At 69.2% G+C, this 19,160-nt stretch carries 18 protein-coding genes; 9 read left to right on the top strand and 9 right to left on the bottom strand.

What is annotated here, in order from left to right; all coding sequences use genetic code 11:
* Positions 1-292: 292 nt before the first annotated feature.
* Positions 293-1,750 carry a peptide MFS transporter gene (locus HH310_RS26270; RefSeq protein ID WP_169178332.1) on the bottom strand — a complete coding sequence of 486 codons (1,458 nt, stop codon included), beginning with the start codon at positions 1,748-1,750 and terminating at the stop codon, positions 293-295.
* A 78-nt stretch (positions 1,751-1,828) separates the two neighbouring features.
* On the opposite strand from HH310_RS26270, the gene HH310_RS26275 reads away from it, so the two are divergent.
* Together HH310_RS26275 and HH310_RS26280 are read left to right on the top strand one after the other, a co-directional pair.
* Positions 1,829-3,268 carry an NAD-dependent succinate-semialdehyde dehydrogenase gene (locus tag HH310_RS26275; RefSeq protein WP_169178333.1) on the top strand — a complete coding sequence of 480 codons (1,440 nt, stop codon included), beginning with the start codon at positions 1,829-1,831 and terminating at the stop codon, positions 3,266-3,268.
* A 314-nt stretch (positions 3,269-3,582) separates the two neighbouring features.
* Positions 3,583-4,695 carry a sugar ABC transporter substrate-binding protein gene (locus HH310_RS26280; protein ID WP_169178334.1) on the top strand — a complete coding sequence of 371 codons (1,113 nt, stop codon included), beginning with the start codon at positions 3,583-3,585 and terminating at the stop codon, positions 4,693-4,695.
* A gap of 66 nt (positions 4,696-4,761) precedes the next feature.
* On the opposite strand, the gene HH310_RS26285 is transcribed toward HH310_RS26280, so the two are convergent.
* From HH310_RS26285 to HH310_RS26295, 3 genes are read right to left on the bottom strand one after another with little or no spacing between them, the layout of a single operon-like run.
* Complete coding sequence (locus HH310_RS26285; RefSeq protein ID WP_169178440.1) at positions 4,762-5,790, bottom strand: LLM class flavin-dependent oxidoreductase; 1,029 nt, start codon at positions 5,788-5,790, stop codon at positions 4,762-4,764.
* A gap of 1 nt (position 5,791) precedes the next feature.
* Positions 5,792-6,274 carry an SsrA-binding protein SmpB gene (gene smpB / locus HH310_RS26290; protein WP_169178335.1) on the bottom strand — a complete coding sequence of 161 codons (483 nt, stop codon included), beginning with the start codon at positions 6,272-6,274 and terminating at the stop codon, positions 5,792-5,794.
* Positions 6,275-6,283: 9 nt separating this feature from the next.
* Positions 6,284-6,547 carry a hypothetical protein gene (locus tag HH310_RS26295; RefSeq protein ID WP_169178336.1) on the bottom strand — a complete coding sequence of 88 codons (264 nt, stop codon included), beginning with the start codon at positions 6,545-6,547 and terminating at the stop codon, positions 6,284-6,286.
* Positions 6,548-6,709: 162 nt separating this feature from the next.
* On the opposite strand from HH310_RS26295, the gene HH310_RS26300 reads away from it, so the two are divergent.
* The 4 genes from HH310_RS26300 to HH310_RS26315 all read left to right on the top strand — a co-directional run bounded on the left by HH310_RS26300 (position 6,710) and on the right by HH310_RS26315 (position 11,634).
* Positions 6,710-8,827, top strand: coding sequence for an MMPL family transporter (locus HH310_RS26300; RefSeq protein ID WP_169178337.1), 2,118 nt, complete (start codon positions 6,710-6,712; stop codon positions 8,825-8,827).
* A gap of 123 nt (positions 8,828-8,950) precedes the next feature.
* Positions 8,951-9,883: an NAD(P)-dependent alcohol dehydrogenase gene (locus HH310_RS26305; RefSeq protein WP_312034325.1), complete on the top strand. Its 933-nt coding sequence runs from the start codon at positions 8,951-8,953 to the stop codon at positions 9,881-9,883.
* A gap of 9 nt (positions 9,884-9,892) precedes the next feature.
* Positions 9,893-10,879: an amidohydrolase family protein gene (locus HH310_RS26310; RefSeq protein WP_169178339.1), complete on the top strand. Its 987-nt coding sequence runs from the start codon at positions 9,893-9,895 to the stop codon at positions 10,877-10,879.
* A gap of 29 nt (positions 10,880-10,908) precedes the next feature.
* Positions 10,909-11,634, top strand: a complete 726-nt coding sequence (locus HH310_RS26315) for an alanyl-tRNA editing protein (RefSeq protein ID WP_169178340.1) — start codon at positions 10,909-10,911, stop codon at positions 11,632-11,634.
* 51 nt (positions 11,635-11,685) lie between these two features.
* On the opposite strand, the gene HH310_RS26320 is transcribed toward HH310_RS26315, so the two are convergent.
* The 3 genes from HH310_RS26320 to HH310_RS26330 form a co-directional block, all read right to left on the bottom strand.
* Complete coding sequence (locus HH310_RS26320; RefSeq protein WP_169178341.1) at positions 11,686-12,411, bottom strand: alpha/beta fold hydrolase; 726 nt, start codon at positions 12,409-12,411, stop codon at positions 11,686-11,688.
* A gap of 207 nt (positions 12,412-12,618) precedes the next feature.
* Positions 12,619-14,244 (bottom strand): metallophosphoesterase family protein, encoded by a 1,626-nt coding sequence (locus HH310_RS26325; protein ID WP_211192656.1) that lies wholly within the window; start codon positions 14,242-14,244, stop codon positions 12,619-12,621.
* 205 nt (positions 14,245-14,449) lie between these two features.
* A complete protein-coding gene (locus tag HH310_RS26330) occupies positions 14,450-15,229 on the bottom strand; it encodes an IclR family transcriptional regulator (RefSeq protein ID WP_169178342.1) in 780 nt (259 codons plus the stop codon).
* 70 nt (positions 15,230-15,299) lie between these two features.
* Between HH310_RS26330 and HH310_RS26335 the strand changes: the two genes are divergently transcribed.
* Positions 15,300-15,623 carry a putative quinol monooxygenase gene (locus HH310_RS26335; RefSeq protein ID WP_169178343.1) on the top strand — a complete coding sequence of 108 codons (324 nt, stop codon included), beginning with the start codon at positions 15,300-15,302 and terminating at the stop codon, positions 15,621-15,623.
* 161 nt (positions 15,624-15,784) lie between these two features.
* Here the strand turns inward: HH310_RS26335 and HH310_RS26340 are convergent, their stop codons facing one another.
* Entirely contained in the window at positions 15,785-16,699 is a 915-nt protein-coding gene (locus tag HH310_RS26340; protein ID WP_169178344.1) for an FAD-dependent oxidoreductase, read from the bottom strand.
* Positions 16,700-16,805: 106 nt separating this feature from the next.
* Here HH310_RS26340 and HH310_RS26345 point away from each other — a divergent pair, with 106 nt between their 5' ends.
* Complete coding sequence (locus tag HH310_RS26345; RefSeq protein ID WP_169178345.1) at positions 16,806-17,726, top strand: LysR family transcriptional regulator; 921 nt, start codon at positions 16,806-16,808, stop codon at positions 17,724-17,726.
* Here HH310_RS26345 and HH310_RS26350 read toward each other — a convergent pair.
* A complete protein-coding gene (locus tag HH310_RS26350; RefSeq protein ID WP_248294436.1) occupies positions 17,659-18,348 on the bottom strand; it encodes a maleylpyruvate isomerase family mycothiol-dependent enzyme in 690 nt (229 codons plus the stop codon). The genes HH310_RS26345 and HH310_RS26350 overlap by 68 nt on opposite strands.
* A gap of 92 nt (positions 18,349-18,440) precedes the next feature.
* Between HH310_RS26350 and HH310_RS45860 the strand changes: the two genes are divergently transcribed.
* Positions 18,441-19,139, top strand: a complete 699-nt coding sequence (locus HH310_RS45860) for a 2-phosphosulfolactate phosphatase (RefSeq protein WP_396027546.1) — start codon at positions 18,441-18,443, stop codon at positions 19,137-19,139.
* Positions 19,140-19,160: the final 21 nt, after the last annotated feature.

A 19,160-nucleotide genomic window follows, 5' to 3' on the forward strand; every position in this document is an offset into this window, starting at 1 on the left:
ATACGAACCATAACTTTCCAAGGTTCACATCTGGCCGGGAAAGCCTGCCGTACGAAAGGCGCATTACCGGGCAAAAATCGCTCCACAATGGACGGGAGTCCCACATCGCGGGCGCTGGGTTCAGGATGTGGTCGCCGGTCCCACTAGCCGGCCACGAGTCCCACGATATGGAAGCGCCGCGAGCCACTCGCTGAGCACGGCGGCCCAGCGCGCTCAGCCCGTCCACCTCGGTCACCGGAAATGTCGGATATGCGCGGCGGTGGGCCGGGAGGATGCGGTGCCCGGCAAGTCGTCAGCGAACTCCACCCATCAAGCGGCGCAGCGGCGGGTTGAGGGCCCACACGATGGCGCCGATCGCGATGGCGATCGCGCCGAGGATGCCGAAGTACGGCACCTCGCGGTCCGGGCTGTAGTAGCTCGCCAGCGTCCCGGACAGCGCCGTCCCCAGCGCCACCGACAGGAAGAACAGCGCCACCATCTGCGTACGGAAGACCTCCGGCGCGAGCTTCGTGGACAGTGACAGCCCGACGGGGGAGAGCAGCAGCTCGGCGAACGTGAAGACCAGGATGATGCCGGACAGGCCGAGCAACGGCACGCTGTTCGGGCCGCTGCCGGCGAACGGCAGGAACAGCAGGAACGCCACGCCCATCACGATCGTGCCGAGCGCGAACTTCACCGGGGTCCCGGGCTGCCGCGGGCCCAGGCGGGTCCACAGGGCCGCGAAGACGCCGGACAGGATGATGATGAAGACCGGGTTGATCGACTGGACCCAGGCGATCGGCATCTGCCAGCCGAACAGGTTGCGGTCGAGCCGCTCGGCGGAATAGATGGTCACGACCGTGAACTGCTGCTGGTACAGCGACCAGAACGCGGCGCTCGCGATGAACATCGGGATGAACGCGACGACCCGGCGCCGCTCCACCGGGGTGATGCGCCGACTGGCCAGGATCAGCCAGAAGTACGCGATCGACACCACGATGCTCAGCACCACCACGACGTTCGACAGCGAGGCCGCGGTGATGATGCCGGTGAAGGCCAGCAACGCGACGACGACCGCGACCGTGATGGCCGCCGCGAACACCCACGGCCGTTGGCGCGCGGGCAGGGGGTTCGCCACCGCACCGGCCGCATCGCTGAGGCGGCGCCGGCCCAAGGCGTACTGGAAAAGGCCGATCGCCATGCCGACCGCCGCCACGCCGAAGCCGTAGTGGAAGCCGACGTCCTTCTGCAGCAGGCCGGTGAGCAGCGGCCCGACCAGCGCGCCCAGGTTGATGCCCAGGTAGAACAGCGAGAACCCGGCGTCGCGCCGCTCGTCGCCGGGCGCGTAGAGCGTGCCGACGATGGAGGTCGCCGTGGCCTTCACGCCGCCGCTGCCGAGCGCGATCAGGATCAGGCCGACCGCCACGCCGGTGAGTCCGGGGACGGTCGCGAGCGCGATGTGGCCGGCCATGACGACGACCGCGCTGACGAACAGGATCCGCTCGGCGCCCCACATCCGGTCGGCGAGCCAGGCGCCAATCACCGTGGAGAGATAGACAGTTCCCCCGTACGCCCCGACGATGCTGGTCGCCGTGGCCTGGCTGATGCCGAGACCGCCCTGGGCCGCCCCGAAGTACAGGTAGATCAGCAGGATGCCCTGCATGCCGTAGAACGAGAACCGTTCCCACAGCTCAACGCCGAAAAGGTTGGCCAGTACCCGGGGCTGTCCGAAAAAGCCCCGATCCTGATCGGCGATGGTTTGCACGCTCATTGTTGCGAGGTACCCGGGTCATACCCGCACGAATCGAGCCATTTGTGTGATGTGTAGCGCGCACCGGCGTACGGGACCATGCTGGGGTTTGTGGAAACTGAACTCTTCATCGGTGGCAAGTGGGTCCCCGCGTCCTCGGGGAATCGATTCGACGTGCTCGATCCCGCGACCGGCGACGTGATCGCCACGGTCGCGGACGGCAGCGAGAGCGACGCGATCTCGGCGGTCGACGCGGCCTCCGCGGCGGCCGCGGGCTGGGCGGCGACACCTCCTCGCGTACGCGGTGAGGCCCTGCGCCGGGCCTGGGAGCTGATGACCGAGCGCGCCGACGCGCTGGCCAAGCTGATCAGCCTGGAGAACGGCAAGGCGCTGACCGACGCGAAGGGCGAGGTCACGTACGCCGCGGAGTTCTTCCGCTGGTTCGCCGAGGAGGCGGTCCGCGGCGACGGGCTGGTCACCACCGCGCCCAGCGGGGCCAACCGGATCGTGGTGGTGCGCCAGCCGGTCGGGGTGTGCGTCCTGGTCACGCCGTGGAACTTCCCGGCCGCGATGGCCACCCGCAAGATCGGTCCGGCGCTCGCGGCGGGCTGCACGGTGATCCTGAAGCCGGCCAGCGACACGCCGCTGACCGCGCTCGCGATGGCCGCGATCCTGGCCGAGGCGGGTGTGCCGGACGGCGTGGTCAACGTGCTGCCCTCGCGCAGCTCGGGCAAGGTCGTGGGCAAGATGCTGCACGACCCGCGGGTGCGTAAGCTGTCCTTCACCGGTTCCACCGAGGTGGGCCGGATCCTGCTCGCGCAGGCCGCCGACCAGGTCGTGAACACGTCGATGGAGCTGGGCGGCAACGCCCCGTTCGTGGTGTTCGCCGACGCCGACCTGGACGCGGCGCTGGACGGCGCGATGATCGCCAAGATGCGCAACGGCGGCGAGGCGTGCACCGCGGCGAACCGCTTCTACGTCGAGGAGTCGATCGCCGGCGAGTTCTCCCGGCTGCTCGCTTCGCGGATGTCCGCGCTCGTGGTCGGTCCCGGCACGGACGAGAAGACGCAGGTCGGACCGCTGGTCAACGAGGACACGGTGGCCAAGGTGGACGGTCTGGTGCGCGGCGCGCTGGAAAGCGGCGCCTCGGCGGTCACCGGCGGCACGCGTCCGGACGGCCCCGGCTTCTACTACCCGCCGACGGTGCTGACCGGGGTGGCGGCCGACGCGCCGATCCTGCGCGAGGAGATCTTCGGGCCGGTCGCGCCGATCGTCACGTTCGGCTCCGAACAGGAGGCCGTACGGCTCGCCAACGACACCGAGTTCGGCCTGGTGGCGTACGTCTACACCGGCGACCTGGCGCGCGGGCTGCGGGTGAGCGAGGCGATCGAGGCCGGCATGGTCGGCTTGAACCGCGGCCTGGTCAGCGACCCGGCCGCCCCGTTCGGCGGGGTGAAACAGAGCGGCATCGGTCGCGAGGGCGGCCACGAGGGCCTGCTGGAGTACTTGGAGTCGAAGTACATAGCGGTCAACTGGTAACCGTCTTCGCATGCGGACGAGGGGAACGTGGCCTGCGACACAGCGTCCGCGGGCGGGCGTCGCGTACGCTCCTGCCGACCGTGCCAGGCGACCTGATCTGTCGCATTCTGACCGAACGGACGATCTTCTCCGCGATTCGGTCAGAGTGGACGCTACGACCGTACGTAGCCAGAGGGTGCTTACTCACGGGAAATGAACTATTTTTCTCTCGGCCCCCGTACCCCCTGTCATGTACACGGGGGCTTGCCCGATACTTGTCCGGCGTTTCGACGTCCGGCACAGCTCGGGACCCCTTGGAGAGGACGACTACCCCCATGCGCACCAAACTGCTGGCCCTCGCCGCGGTCGGCTTGATGGCGACGACGGTCATGACGGCCTGTGACGGCTCGGATGACTCGAGTGACGCCAGTAGTGGCGCGATCGCCGGTGGCGAGACCGGAGCCCGTGTCGGCGTCATCCTGCCGGACACCAAGAGCTCGACGCGCTGGACGAGCGACGACCCCAAGTTCCTGAAGCAGAAGTTCGACGCCGCCAAGATCAAATCTGATATCAAGAACGCCCAGGGCGACCCGGAGAACTTCAAGCGCATCGGCGAGCAGATGGTCGACAGCGGCGCCAAGGTGCTGATCATCGCGAACCTCGACGCGGACAGCGGCAAGGCCGTGATCGACGCCGCGCACGCCAAGCACGTCCCGGTCATCGACTACGACCGGATGACGCTCAACGGCGGCGCCGACTACTACGTCAGTTTCGACGGCGGCAAGGTGGGCCAGGCGCAGGCGGGCTCGCTGCAGGGCTGCATCAAGGACCAGAACATCAAGGACCCGATCGTCGCCGAGCTCAACGGGTCGCCCACCGACAACAACGCCACCCTGTTCAAGACCGGCTACGACCAGCTGCTGCAGCCGCTCTACGACGACGGCCGCTACACCAAGGGCCCGGACCAGTGGGTGCCCAACTGGGACGAGGACGAGGCCACCGCGATCTTCACCCAGATGCTGACTCAGCAGCCGAAGATCAACGCGGTGCTGGCGGCGAACGACGGCATCGCGAACGCGGTCATCGCCGTGCTCAAGAAGCACAAGATGAACGGCAAGGTGCCGGTCACCGGCCAGGACGCCACCGTGCAGGGCCTGCAGAACATCCTCGCCGGTGACCAGTGCATGACGGTGCTCAAGCCGTTCCAGCCGGAGGCCGCCGCGGCCGCGGACCTCGCGATCGACCTCTACAACGGCACCAAGGTGCGCGCCACGACGGTCCCGGAGAAGGACCCGGAGTCCGGCGCGTACGTCCCGATGGTGGCCCTGACGCCGCGGGCGATCACCCTCGACGGCATCAAGGACCTGGTCGACGACGGCACCGTCACCAAGGACCAGCTGTGCACCGCCAAGTACGCGGCGAAGTGCGCCCAGCTCGACATCAAGTAGCCCCGGCGATCCAGCAAAAACGCCGGCCGGACCCGCGAGGTCCGGCCGGCGTTTTGTCGCACACGCTCAGGCGAGCAGTTCCTTCACCCGCGGGATGACCCGCGTCCCGTACAGCTCGATGGCCCGCATCAGCTTGTCGTGCGGCAGGGTGCCGACCGAGTACTTCAGGTCGAACCGCTGAATGCCCAGGTCGGTGATCGTCTTCGCGATCTTCTGCGCCACCGTCTCCGGGGAGCCCGCGTGCCAGGCGCCGGTGTTGATGTCCTCCTCGAAGCGGTTGCGGGCGAGCGGCGGCCAGCCCCGCTCCCGGCCGATCCGGTTCATCATGGTGCGCGCGTGCGGCCACACCGTCTCGAGGGCCTCCTCGTCCGTCTCCGCCACGAAACCGGGGCTGTGCACCGCCACCGGTAAGTCGGGCTTCTCGAACTCCTTCAGCGCGCGGTGGTAAAGGTCGACGTACGGCTCGAAGCGGGCCGGTTCGCCGCCGATGATGGCCAGCACGAGGGGCAGGCCGTACTGCGCCGCCCGCACCACCGACTCGGGGCTTCCCCCCACACCCACCCAAGTACGGATATGTCCGGACTCGGTCTTCGGGTAGACCTGCTGGTCGGTCAGCGGCGGCCGCACCGACCCCGACCACGTCACCGCCTGCTCCTTCAGCAGCTCGACCATCAGGTCCAGCTTCTCGGAGAAGAGCCGCTCGTAGTCGCTGAGATCGAACCCGAACAGCGGGAACGACTCGGTGAACGAGCCACGCCCCAGCGTGATCTCGGCGCGTCCGCGGGAGACCGCGTCCAGCGTCGCGAACCGCTCGAAGACCCGGACCGGGTCATCCGAGCTCAGCACGGTCACCGCGGTCCCGAGCTTGATCCGCTCGGTGCGGCCCGCGATGGCGGCCAGCACGATCTCGGGCGCGGAGATCGCGAAGTCGTCCCGGTGGTGCTCGCCGACCGAGAACACGTCGATCCCGACCTGTTCGGCCAGCTCCGCCTGGGCGACCACGTTGCGAATCACCTGCGCGTACGGAAGCTTGTTGCCGTCCTCGCCGATCGTGACATCGCCGAAGGTGTCTATACCGAATTCCACGCCACCGATGCTACCGGCGCCCCTTCAGGCGCCGGCCCATCTCCCGGGCGATCTCTCGCTGGGCGTCCCGGGTGGCCAGGACCTGCCGTTTGTCGTACGACCTGAGGCCGCGCGCCAGGCCCAGTTCGACCTTGGCCCAGCCGTCCTGGAAATACATCGACAGCGGTACGAGGGTGAGCCCGTTGCCGTCGTCGAGCTGGTGCAGGATCTTCACGATCTCGGACTTGTGCAGGAGCAGCTTGCGGGTGCGGCGCGGGGCGTGGTTCGTCCAGCTCCCGTATCCGTATTCGGCGATGTGCAGCCCGTACAGCATGATCTCGCCGTGGTGTTCCTGCGCGAAGGCGTCGACGAGAGACGCCCGGCCCTCGCGCAGGGACTTCACCTCCGTGCCGTTGAGCACGATGCCCGCCTCGTAGGTCTTGAGGATCGCGTAGTCGTGCCGCGCCTTCTTGTTCGAGGCGATCAGGGTGCGTCCGGGTTCTTTCGTGGCCACTGGTGAAGGCTAAGGCACCGGCCTGCGCATGCTGTAGGTCACATTGCTCAGGCGGTGCGGCTCGTCTTTCACGTGGATGGCCGTCCGGTCGTACGCCTGCCAGCCGGCCGCCCCGGCCCGGTTGAGATGGCGCAGGTCGTCGAAGCGCTCGTCGGTGCCCCAGCGCAGCAACCCGCCGGGGTGATGGAAGGTGGCCGTCCAGTCCATGAACCGGTCGCCGCCGAGGGTGCCCGCCGCGCGGTACTCGAGCCGCGCGTACTCCCAATTCGTCACCCCATGGATTATGCCGAATGGGAAAGGTTCGTGCACGGGCAGTCCGGTCCGGCTGAATTGTCCCCTGAGAAAACCCTGATATAGACCGAACGATGGTTGGTTGCGCAATCGACTCGGGCTTACGCTGCGCCGGACCAGTGTCTTGTCTCGGGGGGAGACGCGATGGCTACGGGTGGTGTGGCGCGGCTTGTCTGCGGCCGGTGGACGAAATGGATCGTGCTGGCTTTCTGGATCGTGATCCTGGCGATCGCGGCGCCGCTGGCCGGAAAACTGACCGGCGTCGAGAAGAATGACAATTCCTCGTGGCTGCCGGGTAACGCCGAAGCCACTCAGGTCGCCGACCTGCAGACCCGGTTCCAGCCCGACGACATCATCCCGGCGGTGCTCGTCTACGAGCGTACGGGCGGCCTCACCCAGGCCGATCGGCAGAAAGCGCAAGCCGACGCGGGCGCCTTCGCGTCGGTGGCCGGCGTCAGCGGCCAGGTGGTCGGCCCGGCCGAGTCGCAGGACCAGGCAGCGATCTCCACGATCGTGCCGATCAAGGTCGACGCCGACGGCTGGGAGAAGATCGCCGGGGTCGTCGACGACGTCAAGGCGGTCACCGCGGGCGCCCCGAGCGGGCTCAACGTCTACCTGACCGGCCCGGCCGGCAACGCGGCCGACTCCGCCTCGGCGTTCGAGGGTATCGACGGCACGCTGCTCTACACCACCCTGCTCGTGGTCACCGTGATCCTGCTGATCACGTACCGGAGCCCGGTTCTCTGGCTGTTGCCGATCGTGTCCGCGGGCGTCGCGCTGACCACCGCGCAGGGCGTCATCTATCTGCTGGCCAAACACGCCGGGCTGGTGGTCAACGCGCAGAGCGCCGGCATCCTCACGGTGCTGGTGTTCGGCGCCGGCACCGACTACGCGTTGCTGCTCGTGGCGCGCTATCGGGAAGAGCTGCGCCGGCACGAGGACCGGCACGAGGCGATGCGGTTCGCGCTGCACCGGGCCGGGCCGGCGATCATCGCGAGCGCCGCGACGGTGGCCATCGGCATGTCGATCCTGACCCTGGCCGAGCTGAACTCCACCAGCGGCCTGGGCCCGGTCGCGGCGCTCGGCGTGGTGGTCGGCCTGTTCGCCATGATCACCTTGCTGCCCGCGCTGCTGGTGATCTTCGGGCGGTGGCTGTTCTGGCCGGTGCGGCCGAAGTACGGCACGGCCGAGCCGACCGCGACCGGTCTGTGGGCCCGCGTCGGCGGACGCATCGCCCGCCGGCCCCGCGCGGTCTGGATCGGCACCGCGCTGGCCCTCGGCGCGATGGCGCTCGGCCTGCTGCAGCTCAACGCCAACGGCCTGTCCACGGCGGACTCGTTCACCAAGGAGCAGCCGTCGGTGGTCGGCGAGCAGGCGCTGGCCCGGCACTTCCCGGCCGGCGGCGGCCAGCCGGTCACGGTGATCGCCAACGCGCTGGCCGAGGCCGCGGTGCGTCAGGCGCTCGCGAGCACGCCCGGCATCACCGCGGTGGCCGACCCGATCGTGCGTGGTGACCTGGTCCTGCTCGATGGCACCCTGGCCGACGCGCCCGACTCGAAGGCCGCGCAGGCCACGGTGGAACGGGTGCGCGACGCCGTGCACCAGGTCCCGGGGGCGGACGCCAAGGTCGGCGGCCTGACCGCGATGACCGTCGACATCAACGACGCGAACCGGCACGACAACCGGTTGATCATGCCGTTGGTGCTGCTGGCCGTGCTGATCATCCTGGGCCTGCTGCTGCGGGCGATCGTCGCGCCGCTGATCCTGATCGGTACCGTCGTGCTCTCCTTCGCGGCGGCCCTGGGCGTGAGCGCGCTGATCTTCCGGCACGTGTTCGGCTTCGCCGGCGAGGACACGTCGTTCCCGCTGTTCGTGTTCGTGTTCCTGGTCGCGCTGGGCATCGACTACAACATCTTCCTGATGACCCGGGTACGGGAGGAGGCGCAGCAGCACGGCACCCGGCGGGGCGCGCTGATCGGTCTCGCCGCGACCGGCGGCGTCATCACCAGCGCCGGCATCGTGCTGGCCGGCACGTTCGCGGCCCTGGCCAGCCTGCCGCTGGTGGCGTTCGCCGAGATCGGGTTCGCGGTCGCGTTCGGCGTCCTGCTCGACACGCTGATCGTCCGGTCGGTGCTGGTGACCGCGCTCAACCTGGACATCGGCGGGGCGATGTGGTGGCCGAACAAGCTGCGCAAGGTTCCCGACGAGGCGCCGGAGGCGGAAACGCCGTTGTCATCATCTGAACCCGAGCTAACGCACTGATCGCCTCGCCTTGCAGGGTCGCATAAGGACGACCCGGCGAGGCGAGGAGACGAGCCGATGAAGGCTGTGCGAGTTCACTCCTACGGAAAACGACCGTCTGTCGACGACATACCCGTACCTAAGGTGACCGGCCCGCTCGACGTGCTGGTCCAGGTCGGTGCGGCCGGGCTGTGCCGCACCGACCTGCACATCATGGAAGGGCAGTGGGCGGAGAAATCCGGCGTCACCCTGCCGTACGTGATCGGCCACGAGAACGCCGGCTGGGTGCGCGAGGTGGGCCCGGCCGTCACCAACGTCGCCCCCGGCGACGCCGTCATCCTGCACCCGCTGGTCACCTGCGGGCTGTGCCGGCCGTGCCGCTCCGGCGACGACGTGCACTGCGAGAACTCGAAGTTCCCCGGCATCGACGTCGACGGCGGCATGGCCGAGTTCCTGCTCACGTCGGCCCGTTCGGTGGTCAAGCTGGCCCCCGGCCTGGAACCGGCGGCCGTGGCGGCGCTGGCCGACGCGGGGCTCACCGCCTACCACGCGGTGCGCAAGGCGGTGCCGCTGCTCTACCCCGGGACGACCTGCGTGGTGATCGGGGCGGGCGGGCTCGGCCACATCGGCATCCAGTGCCTGGTCGCGATGACCGCCACCCGCGTCGTGGTGATCGACCCGAACGACGGCGCTCGCGCCCTGGCGAGCGAGCTGGGCGCGCACGAGGTCCGCCCGGAGGGCAAGGGCCTCGAGGACAGCGCGGACCTGGTCCTCGACTTCGTCGGCGAGCAGGGCGCCGAGGCTCAGGGACTCGCCATGACCAAGCGGGCGGGGAACTACTTCGTGATCGGCTACGGCGGCTCGGTGAACATCCCGACCATCGATCTGATCTCCACCGAACGCAACATCATCGGCAACCTGGTCGGCTCCTACAACGACCTGGACGAGCTGATGACGCTCGCCGCCCAGGGCAAGGTCACCCTGCACACCAAGACCTACCCGCTGACCGCGGTCAACGAGGCGATGGACGATCTCGAGGCCGGCCGGCTGCGGGGGCGCGGAATCCTCGTTCCGTAGGGGGCCCTTTTGTACAGCAAGGACGGGCAGAGCTACTTCATCGTCGACGGCCACACCCATTTCTGGGACGGCAGCCCGGCGAACCAGCTCAACCGGTACGGCGAGGGGTTCGTCAAGTGCTTCTACGACTACCACACGAACCTCTCCCCGTACGAATACCGGTGGACCCTCGAAGAGTTCGAGCGCTTTCCCGAGGAGCGCATGATCTACGACTTGTTCGAGTCCGGGTACGACGACGTCGCCGTTCTGCAGAGCACCTATCTGACCGATTGGTTCGTCAACGGGTTCAACACGACGGCGCAGAACGGTGACATCGCCGCCCGTCATCCCGGCCGGTTCATCGTCAACGGGCGGTGGGATCCGCGCGACGGCGAGGCCGGGCTGGACAAGCTTGAACGGTTGCAGGAGCGCTGGCAGCTCAAGGGCGTGATGCTGTACACGGCGGAGTGGAAGGGCGATTCGAAGGGCTGGAAGCTCAGCGACCCGTGGGCGTACCGGTATCTGGAAAAATGTCGTGAACTGGGGATCGTCAATATTCATGTGCATAAAGGGCCGACGGTTTACCCGATGAACCGGGACGCGTTCGACGTGGCCGACGTCGATGATGCGGCCACGGCGTTTCCCGGCCTGCGGTTCATCGTCGAACATGTCGGGCTGCCGCGGCTCGAGGACTTTTGCTGGATCGCCACGCAGGAGCCCAACGTGTACGGCGGGCTGGCGATGGCGATGCCGTTCCTGCATTCGCGGCCGCGCTATTTCGCGCAGATCATGGGGGAGTTGGTCTACTGGCTCGGCGCGGATCGCCTGTTGTTCGGCAGTGACTATGCGATCTGGCAGCCGAAATGGCTGGTGGAGAAGTTCGTCGATTTCCAGATTCCGGTGGACATGCAAGGGGAGTACGGAGTGCTGACGCCGGCGATGAAGAGGAAGATTCTGGGGTTGAACGCGGCGCGGCTTTATGACCTGAAGGTGCCGGGGGAGCTTGATGTCGCGTGACGCCGGGTCGGCTGGCCTAGAGTTTGCCCATGGGTGAACGGCTGGACTGGCAAGACCCGACGCTGCGCGAGTGGGACTGCACCGTGCTGTGGTCCGACCCCGCCGACCCGGAGGCGGGCATCGTGCTCGACCGGTCGGCCTTCTACCCTGGCGGGGGAGGGCAGCCGCCGGACCACGGCGTCCTGCTCTGGCAGGGCGTCCAGACCCGGATCGTGGACACCCGCAAGGGCGACGACTTCCGCCTGATCCCCGCTCCCGGCGACCCGATCCCGCCGGTTGGCACCGCCGTGCGCGGCGCCATCGACGACGAACGCCGCAGCACGCTGATGCGCACCCACTCCGGCCTGCACATCCTGTGCGGCACCGTCTTCCGCGACTTCGGCGCCCTGGTCACCGGCGGCAACATGCAGCCCGGCGAGGCCCGGATGGACTTCAACCTGCCCGAGGTCCCGCCCGGCTTCAAGCAGTCGCTGGAGGACGCGGTGAACGCCGAGATCGCCGCCGACCGCAAGATCGTGGCCCGCGTCCTGCCACGCGCGGAGGCCCTGGAGATCCCGACGCTGGTGCGGACGCAGGACGCGCTGCCGCCGCTGGACGAGCCGGAGATCCGCGTGATCGACATCGTCGGCCTGGATGTGCAGGCGGACGGCGGCACCCACGTCGCGTCGACCGGGCAGGTGGGGCATGTCGAGGTGGTGAAGGTGGAGAGCAAGGGCCGCCAGAACCGCCGGGTCCGCATCCGCCTGTCGTCCTGACCGCGATCCCCAGGCCCCCGCACCGGGACCTGGGCGTCTCGTCGCCCGCGCCTACCTGATCGATCGTTCGTTGGTGGCGGTGCTCGCGGCCGCCTCGCGCACCACGTCGGCCACGACGGCCGGGCGGGACATCATCACCACGTGCGACGCGCCCTCGGCGACGGTCACCTTGGCGCCCATCCGGTCGTAGGAGAACCGGTGCACGTCCGGGTGGATCGTGCCGTCGGCGGTCGGCAGCACCGCCCAGGACGGGCGGGTCCGCCACGCCGGCGTCGGGGCCTTCTCGGTGAACGCCACCCCGGAGAGCGGGCGTTGTGAGATCGCCATGAACGCGGCTTCCGCCTCCGGCAGGTCTGCGCAGAACGCCTCGTGGAACCCGCTCGGGTCGATCGAGAACTCGGCGCCGCCGTCCGGCAGCGGCGACGGCCGCAGGAACGGGCCCACCGCCGGCGCCGGGAACTGGCCCTGGAACGTGGCAAGGTCCTCGCCCGCGTCGGGCGCCATGCCGGCGATGTAAACCAGCCCGACAACGTTGTCGGCCACCCCGGCCGCGGTGATGACGGCACCCCCGTAGGAGTGGCCGACGAGCAGGACCGGCCCCTCGATCTGCTCGATGACGCTCTTCGTGTACTCGGCGTCCGCGACCGTGATGCCGCGTAACGGATTCGGCGGTGCCTTGATCGTGAAGCCGTCGCCCGCCAGTTCGGCGTGCAGACGGCTCCAGCCGGACGCGTCCGCGAACGCGCCGTGGATGAGAACAATTGTGGGATTAGCCATGGTCAGTCCCTCCTACTGAGCCATTAATCCAACGCCGATCGTATTAAGAGGGCCCGCCCGGCGCCACGGCCGCCGCGAAAAAATGAAACCGGGTACGAATGATCGCAATCGGACGGACCGGGCCGAAAAGATCTCTAGACTCGGTTCTCCGTGTCCATGGCGAAAGCCTGGGCCGGACACCGGCCCAGGCGTTGACGAAGCGGTGGGTCAGTGCCCGCCGTGGCCGCTGTGGCCGCCGTCGCTACGGCGGCGTTCGAGCGTGAACTTCTCGAAGACCGACAACTCACCGGTGGGCGTGATGATGTTGTAGTAGGTCACGTAGATGCGGGTCATGTCGCCGGGGTGACGGCCCGGGTCGACGGTGAACTCGGCGAAGCCGTACGGGTGCTCGGCGTCGCGTACGCCGATCCAGACCGCTGTCTCCTGCTCCTTGACCGAGTTGAACTTGCCGACGTGCTGGGTCTGGACGAACGCCGAGTGATGCCCGTGCCCGTCGGCGTCGTCCATGGTGAAGCTGTTGTTGGTGATGCCGGAGACGCCGCCACCGCCGAGGACCATGTGCGTGGTGCCGTGCGCGCTGTCGATCACGTCGAGCGCGGCCTGGCTCGGGTTGGGGGTGAGGGTGACGCTGCCCGGAACGACGCCCCGCACCGCCAGCGAGCGCTCGTAGTCGTGCTCGTGGCCACAGACCACCAGATCGACGCCGTACTTGTCGAACAGCGGGCCGTACGCCGCGCGCAGTGCGAGGTCGGGGCCGTTCGCGGCGGTCGCCGAGCTGATCATCACCTGGTGCATGCAGATGACGATCCAGTCGATGTCCTTCGAAGCCCGCGCCGACTTGAGCTCCTTCTCCAGCCAGGCGAGCTGCCGGCCGCCGGAGTAGCCGTTGATGTAGACGTCGCCGCCCTCCTGCAGGGCGATGTCGTCGTTCTGCAGGGAGATCACCTTCACCGAGCCGACCGTGAAGGAGTACCAGAGGTTGTCGAGCTCGGGCTGCGTCTCGGTCGAGGGCAGCTCGAAGTAGGTCTGGTACGCGTCGAGGCCGAGCTTGCCGTTGCCCAGCTCGATCTCGTGGTTGCCCGCGGCCGGCATCCACGGACGGAACCGCGCCGAGCGGCTGTTGTTGGCGAGGAAGTCGTGCCAGACGCGAACGCGGTCGGGCCCGGTGTTGGCGTAGCAGAGGTCACCGTTGAGGAGGTGGAACAGCGGGCCGACCTTCTCGATGCCGGTGACGATGTCGGCGGCGGCGGGCGTGGCGTTGGGCTCGAAGTCCCGTCCCGAGGCGTCCGCCGGATTCGCGCCGGTCTTCCACGTCACGCTGGGCGCACCCTGGTCTCCGAAGCTGGTGAAGGTGAAGAAGGACCGGCCGGACGGCGCCGTGTGGAAGGTGCCGGCGTCCGGGGTGGCGCCGTCGTGCTGGGCCGCGTACAGGTAATCGGTATCGGCCCTGAGCTTGCTGATCAGCGCGTGATGGACCCAGACGGTCCGCCCGGAGGTGCCGTCCACGTAGGTCTTCGTGGTCGCGCGCACGGTGGAGCCGAAGCCGCCACTGAGCGTGCCGTAGACGACCCGCGGGTTCTTGACGGCCGCGTCGGTGACCCACGAGACGACCATCTGGCTGCGCGGGTCGGCGCCGAAGGTCAGGTGCAGGCCCTGGACGGGGGTGGTGGACGAGCCGGTGGTGAGACCGGTGACCGCCGACTTCGCCGGGGCCGCCTCGCCGGCTCCGGCGCCGAGGACCAGCGGTCCGGCCGCGGCGCCGGACACTGTCGCGCCGAACAGGCCAAGCGCGTTGCGACGGGAGATTCGAGTTTGCTGGGATTCTTCTGACATTCCTGGGCCTTTCGCGTCTTCGGGTGCGGTCGACCACCAGCCCGGCAGCAGCCGTGGTGAACCTGACAGCGGGCGGTGCGCGCGCGCCACGGACGCTAGGAAGCACGGACGACGGGCGTACCGAAACAGGTGTGAACGCCAGATGGCAGTCACCGCAACGGATGGCAACTCCCGACGGCCCGTCGCTCAAGTCGGCGCCCGGGGGTCAGGCGAAGCGGCGCTGCGCGATCACGCGCGTCACCCGTACGGCGCCGAGCCGGACCGCGCGCTCGACCGACCACCGGTCCGTACGTAATCGGGTGGTCGGCATCGAGATCGCCAGGGCGCCGACGAAACGGCCGGCCGCGTCGGTCACGGGGGCGGCCATGCAGCTGAGCCCGTGCTGGAATTCGTCCACCTCGACCGCGAGGCCGGTACCCCGTACCTGATGTAACTGCCGCCGCAACACGCCACGATCGGTGACCGTCTCGTTGGTTACCGCGGGCATTCCGGTGTGGTCGAGCAGTGTCTCGCAGTCCTCGGCGGTCAGTGTGGAGAGCATCAGCTTGCCGAACGCGGTGGCGTGCGGCGCCTGATGGAACCCGACGTTCAGCGGATGGATTCGCGGATGCACCGGGCATTCGGCCACATGCGCGACGATCATCTCGGCGTCCCGCAGCGCCGCGTAGTAGGCCGCGGCCTGCGCCTCGCGGTGCACGACCGAGGCGACCCGGCGGACCTCCGGCGGCACCGCGATCTGCCGGTGCAACCCTCGGGCCAGGTCATCGACGCGGTGCCCGAGCGCGTACGCCTGTTCGTCCGCGAGATGAACGAGATAGCCCCCCGCGACGAGCGTCGTCAGCAGATGATAGGTGGTCGGGAGGGTGAGTCCGAGCGACTTCGCGACGTTCTTGGCAGCGACCGGGCCGGCCGCGGCGGCGACGTGGTCCAATACGCGCATCGCCCGCTCGACGGATTGAAGGACGCCGGTGCCCTTGCCGCTCATGACCCCCAGCGTGCGACGAGGGCAGAGAGAGGGGAAGACCAATGGCTGATCGCGCGAAAGGTGGCCCACGATGATCTTCATTACGGCGAAATTCACCATCAAGCCCGAGTACGCCGAGAGGTGGCCCGAGATCGCCGGCCCGTTCACGAGAGCGACCCGCAACGAGCCCGGCAACCTGTGGTTCGAGTGGTCCCGCAGCCTGGACGACCCGAACGAGTATGTCCTGGTGGAGGCGTTCCGCGACGGGGATGCCGGGGCGGCGCACGTGAATTCGGCGCACTTCAAGCAGGCCCAGCAGGACTTGCCGCAGCACCTGGCCCACACCCCGAAGATCATCAGCCAGACGGTCGACCAGGACGATTGGTCCGAATTAGGCGAACTGGCGGTCAAGTAAGGCGCCGCCGATACCCCGGAGCCCTGCCACCGCACCCGAACGGGTGGCAGGGCCGTCACCACTACCACGAAGCACTCGCCGCGGATCCGACATTCGCGGAGATGAAACCACACCGTCTCAAGGCCGGACTCCGCGTCCGGGGGCTGCGCAGCCGCCTCCTGCTACGCGAGGTGATCGCCCCATGAAGCCACGTCATCCGCGCACCCCCACGACAGTGTCACGCCCGCGCCACCATGCCCGTACGCGTGGATGACCTGACCCTCGGCCTCCACCCGCGGACCACCCCGACGAGCCGGGCGCAGACCAATCCGCGACCCCCTTACCCGTACGCCGGAAAGCTCTGGCACAACCGCACCACAACGCCGCACGATCGCCGCCGCCTCAACCGGATCCGGCGCCACTGACGAGAGCCCCTCCTCGAACGTGCCGCCCAGCACCACATCGTCGCCGCGCGGATGCACATACGTGAGGCCCGCGGGATTGTCCTCGTCGCGCACCGACTCGACGAGGCCGGGATTGTCGGCCAGCACGATGTGGCCGCGCACCGGATACACCGCCGTGTCGCCGCACAGCTCGCGGGCTGCCAGCCCGGTCGCGTTCACCACGATCGGCGCCGCCGCCGACGCCGCGGCCAGCGACACCGGCCGCCGTCGCACGACCGTCGCACCACCGTCCACCAGCTGCGACAGAAGCCACGCGAGGTACGTGTCCATCTCCACCAGCGGCGCGCTGAAGCGGAGCTCGCCGCCGGCCAGGACCGCGTCGCCGATGGACCGGGCCCACCACGGCAATGCCGCGAGCGGCGACCGTAGCACCATCCGGGTGTGGCGAACCATCACCCCGGGCACACCGGCGTCGGCCTGGCGCATGAATTCCCGGTACGCCGACGCGGCCCACCGACGCACCCGCGGGTCATCGTCGGTATGCGTCGGATACCAGACCGCGGCCGCGACCGAGGACACCGTGTCCCGTACGTCATGGGCGGTCCAGATCGTCACGTCCGCCCCGCGCTGCTGCAGCCGCCGCGCCGCCGTGAGCCCGATGATACCGCCGCCCACCACCACCACATCCGCCATGCCCCGACCCTGCGGCCATCTCCGGCGCGGAGGCCAATTCCGGTTGCCGCACCACCCATCACAACCGCTTATCCCGTACGCCGGGAATTCGTTCTACGGTTCGAGGATGGACCTGGACCGCCTCCGTTCCTTCCGCGCCCTCGCCGAGGAGCTGCACTTCACCCGGGCGGCGGCCCGTCTGCACCTGACCCAGCCGGCGCTGAGCCAGCACATCCGGGCGCTGGAACGCCAGCTCGGCACCGACCTGGTGGTCCGCCACGCACGCGGTTGCACGCTCACCGAGGTGGGCGAGCGCGTCGCCGCCGAGGCGTCCCGGCTGCTGGCCGAAGTGGACGCCGCCGAGGCCCGGATACTGGCGGCCGTGCACGGTCGCGACGGCCGGCTGCGGCTGGCCTACACGCGGTCGGCGCGCGGCGGCCGGGTGGACGCGCTGGTTGCTCGCTTCCGGGCGGCGCACCCGCAGGTCGACGTGGTTCCGGAGACCGGCTGGACCGCCCCGAACGTGGCCGGCCTGCTGTCCGGCCGGTTCGACGCCGCGTTCGTGCGCCCGCCTCTCGACGAGCCCGCGCTGACCGTCCGGCACCTCGACAGCGAGGAGTTGCTGCTCGCGGTGCCGGCCCGCCATCCGCTGACGGGCCGCCGCCGGATCTCCCGTACGGACGTGGTGGGTGTCCCGGCGGTGATGTGGCCGCGGGAGAACGGCCCGGGTATGTTCGACCGCACGATCGCGCAGGTCTGGCCGGGCGGCGGCTTCAACCTGGTCCGCCACGAACCGGACGACGAGCAACTGCTGCGGGCCGTGGCGCAGGGCAGCGTCGTGGCGGCGGTTCCGGCGGGCCGGGCCCGCGCGCTGAAGGTGCCCGGTGTGCGACTGCGGCGGTTCACCGCGCCGGTGCCGACGCTCGACATCGCGTTGGCTTATCCGAGCGACACCACCAATCCCGCCGTACGCCTGCTCGTCAGAGCCATGGAGGAAGGGTGGGCGCCGCGTCCAGACGATGCGGGCGGCCGGTCAGATACGCGGTGATCTCGGCGAGCGGGCCGGACACGCTTCCCGGGCCTGCCACCTCGGCGAGCTGCCAGCGGCCGGGGGCGTCGGTAGCCGTCAGCGTCAGGCCCGCGCCTTTGCCGCGTTTGGCCACGATGTCGTCGCACAGGGCGGTGAGCAGGCCGGCGGGCAGGTCGGCGAAGGTCACCCCGGCGTCGAGGTCGACGGAATGCACCGACGTCTCGCGGGCGCGCATCCACACGATCTCGGTGGCCGGCACGGTGCGGCCGGAGTTGGTGACGACCGGGTTCCGCCACTGCTCGTCGGTGAGCTCCGCGAACGCCGCGTCGAGCCGTGCCGCCGAGCTGTGCAGCCACGCGGACAGCTCATCCGCGGGTAACCGGCTGGCCAGTGCGATGCCGTCGGCCCGGGCCTGCGGGGAGGCGTACATGGGGGAGGGAATGCCGGTCCGCGCCCACCGCACCAGATTCATCAGCGCCTCGGCGTTGGCCGCGACGTGCCCGACCACGTGCGCGCGGCTCCAGCCGGGCAGCAGGCTGTCCGGGCCGAGGGGCAGCGCGGCGGCCGTCTCGAGAAACAGCGCCGTCGTGTCGGTCATCCAGCGCCGGGAGTTCATCGCCGCGTCACCCTCGTCCTGCATCAGGTCATTGTGCACCAGCCGCCGCCGGCGTCCGGCCGGGATCTCGGCGGGGCGATAGGGTCGTTCCGGTGCGTGCCGTGGCGATCGTCGGGATGGATGCGGAGGTCCCGCCCGGCACTGTCGTTGTCGTCATCGACGTCATCCGAGCCTTTACGACGGCCGCGGTCGCGTTCGAGCGTGGTGCCACGGAAATACTTTGTGCGGCGACGTCGGAGGCCGGCCGAGATCTCCGGCGCCGGTATCCCGATTGCCTTCTCGTCGGCGAGACCGGAGGGCTCAAGCCGGCGGACTTCGACGTCGGGAACTCGCCGTTCGAGATGTCGACCGCGCGGCTTCGGGGCCGGCGTCTGGTCCAGGCGACGTCGAACGGGACGCGTGGGCTCGTCCGGCATCGTGACCCGGTGGCGCTGCTGGCGGCATCGGCACGGAACGCCGCTGCCACCGCGCGGTGGATCCGCACGAGTCACGCCGGGGCGCCGTGCACGCTGGTCTGCACGGGGCGTACCGCGGAGGACCTTGCCTGTGCGAGATACCTGAGCGATCTTCTCCAAGGTGCCGAGCCGGGGCGGGCGGAGCTGGTCGCGGGCATCACGCGGGGCGCCGCCGAACATGCCCGCGCGTATGCGAGCCAACCCGAGTCCGGACGCCTCGACCTGTCCGACGATCTTCCCGTTCTGCTGCGCTGTGGACCGGTCCGATTTCGCCATGGTCGGCGAGGTCCGCGGCGATCACGTCGCCCTGATGAACGTGTCCAGAAGGGATCACGCGGACCAATCACCAGTCGCGGATGATTTCCGGGACGGTGCTTGGGG

The organism is Actinoplanes sp. TBRC 11911 (assembly GCF_012933445.1).
Classification (GTDB): Bacteria; Actinomycetota; Actinomycetes; order Mycobacteriales; family Micromonosporaceae; genus Actinoplanes.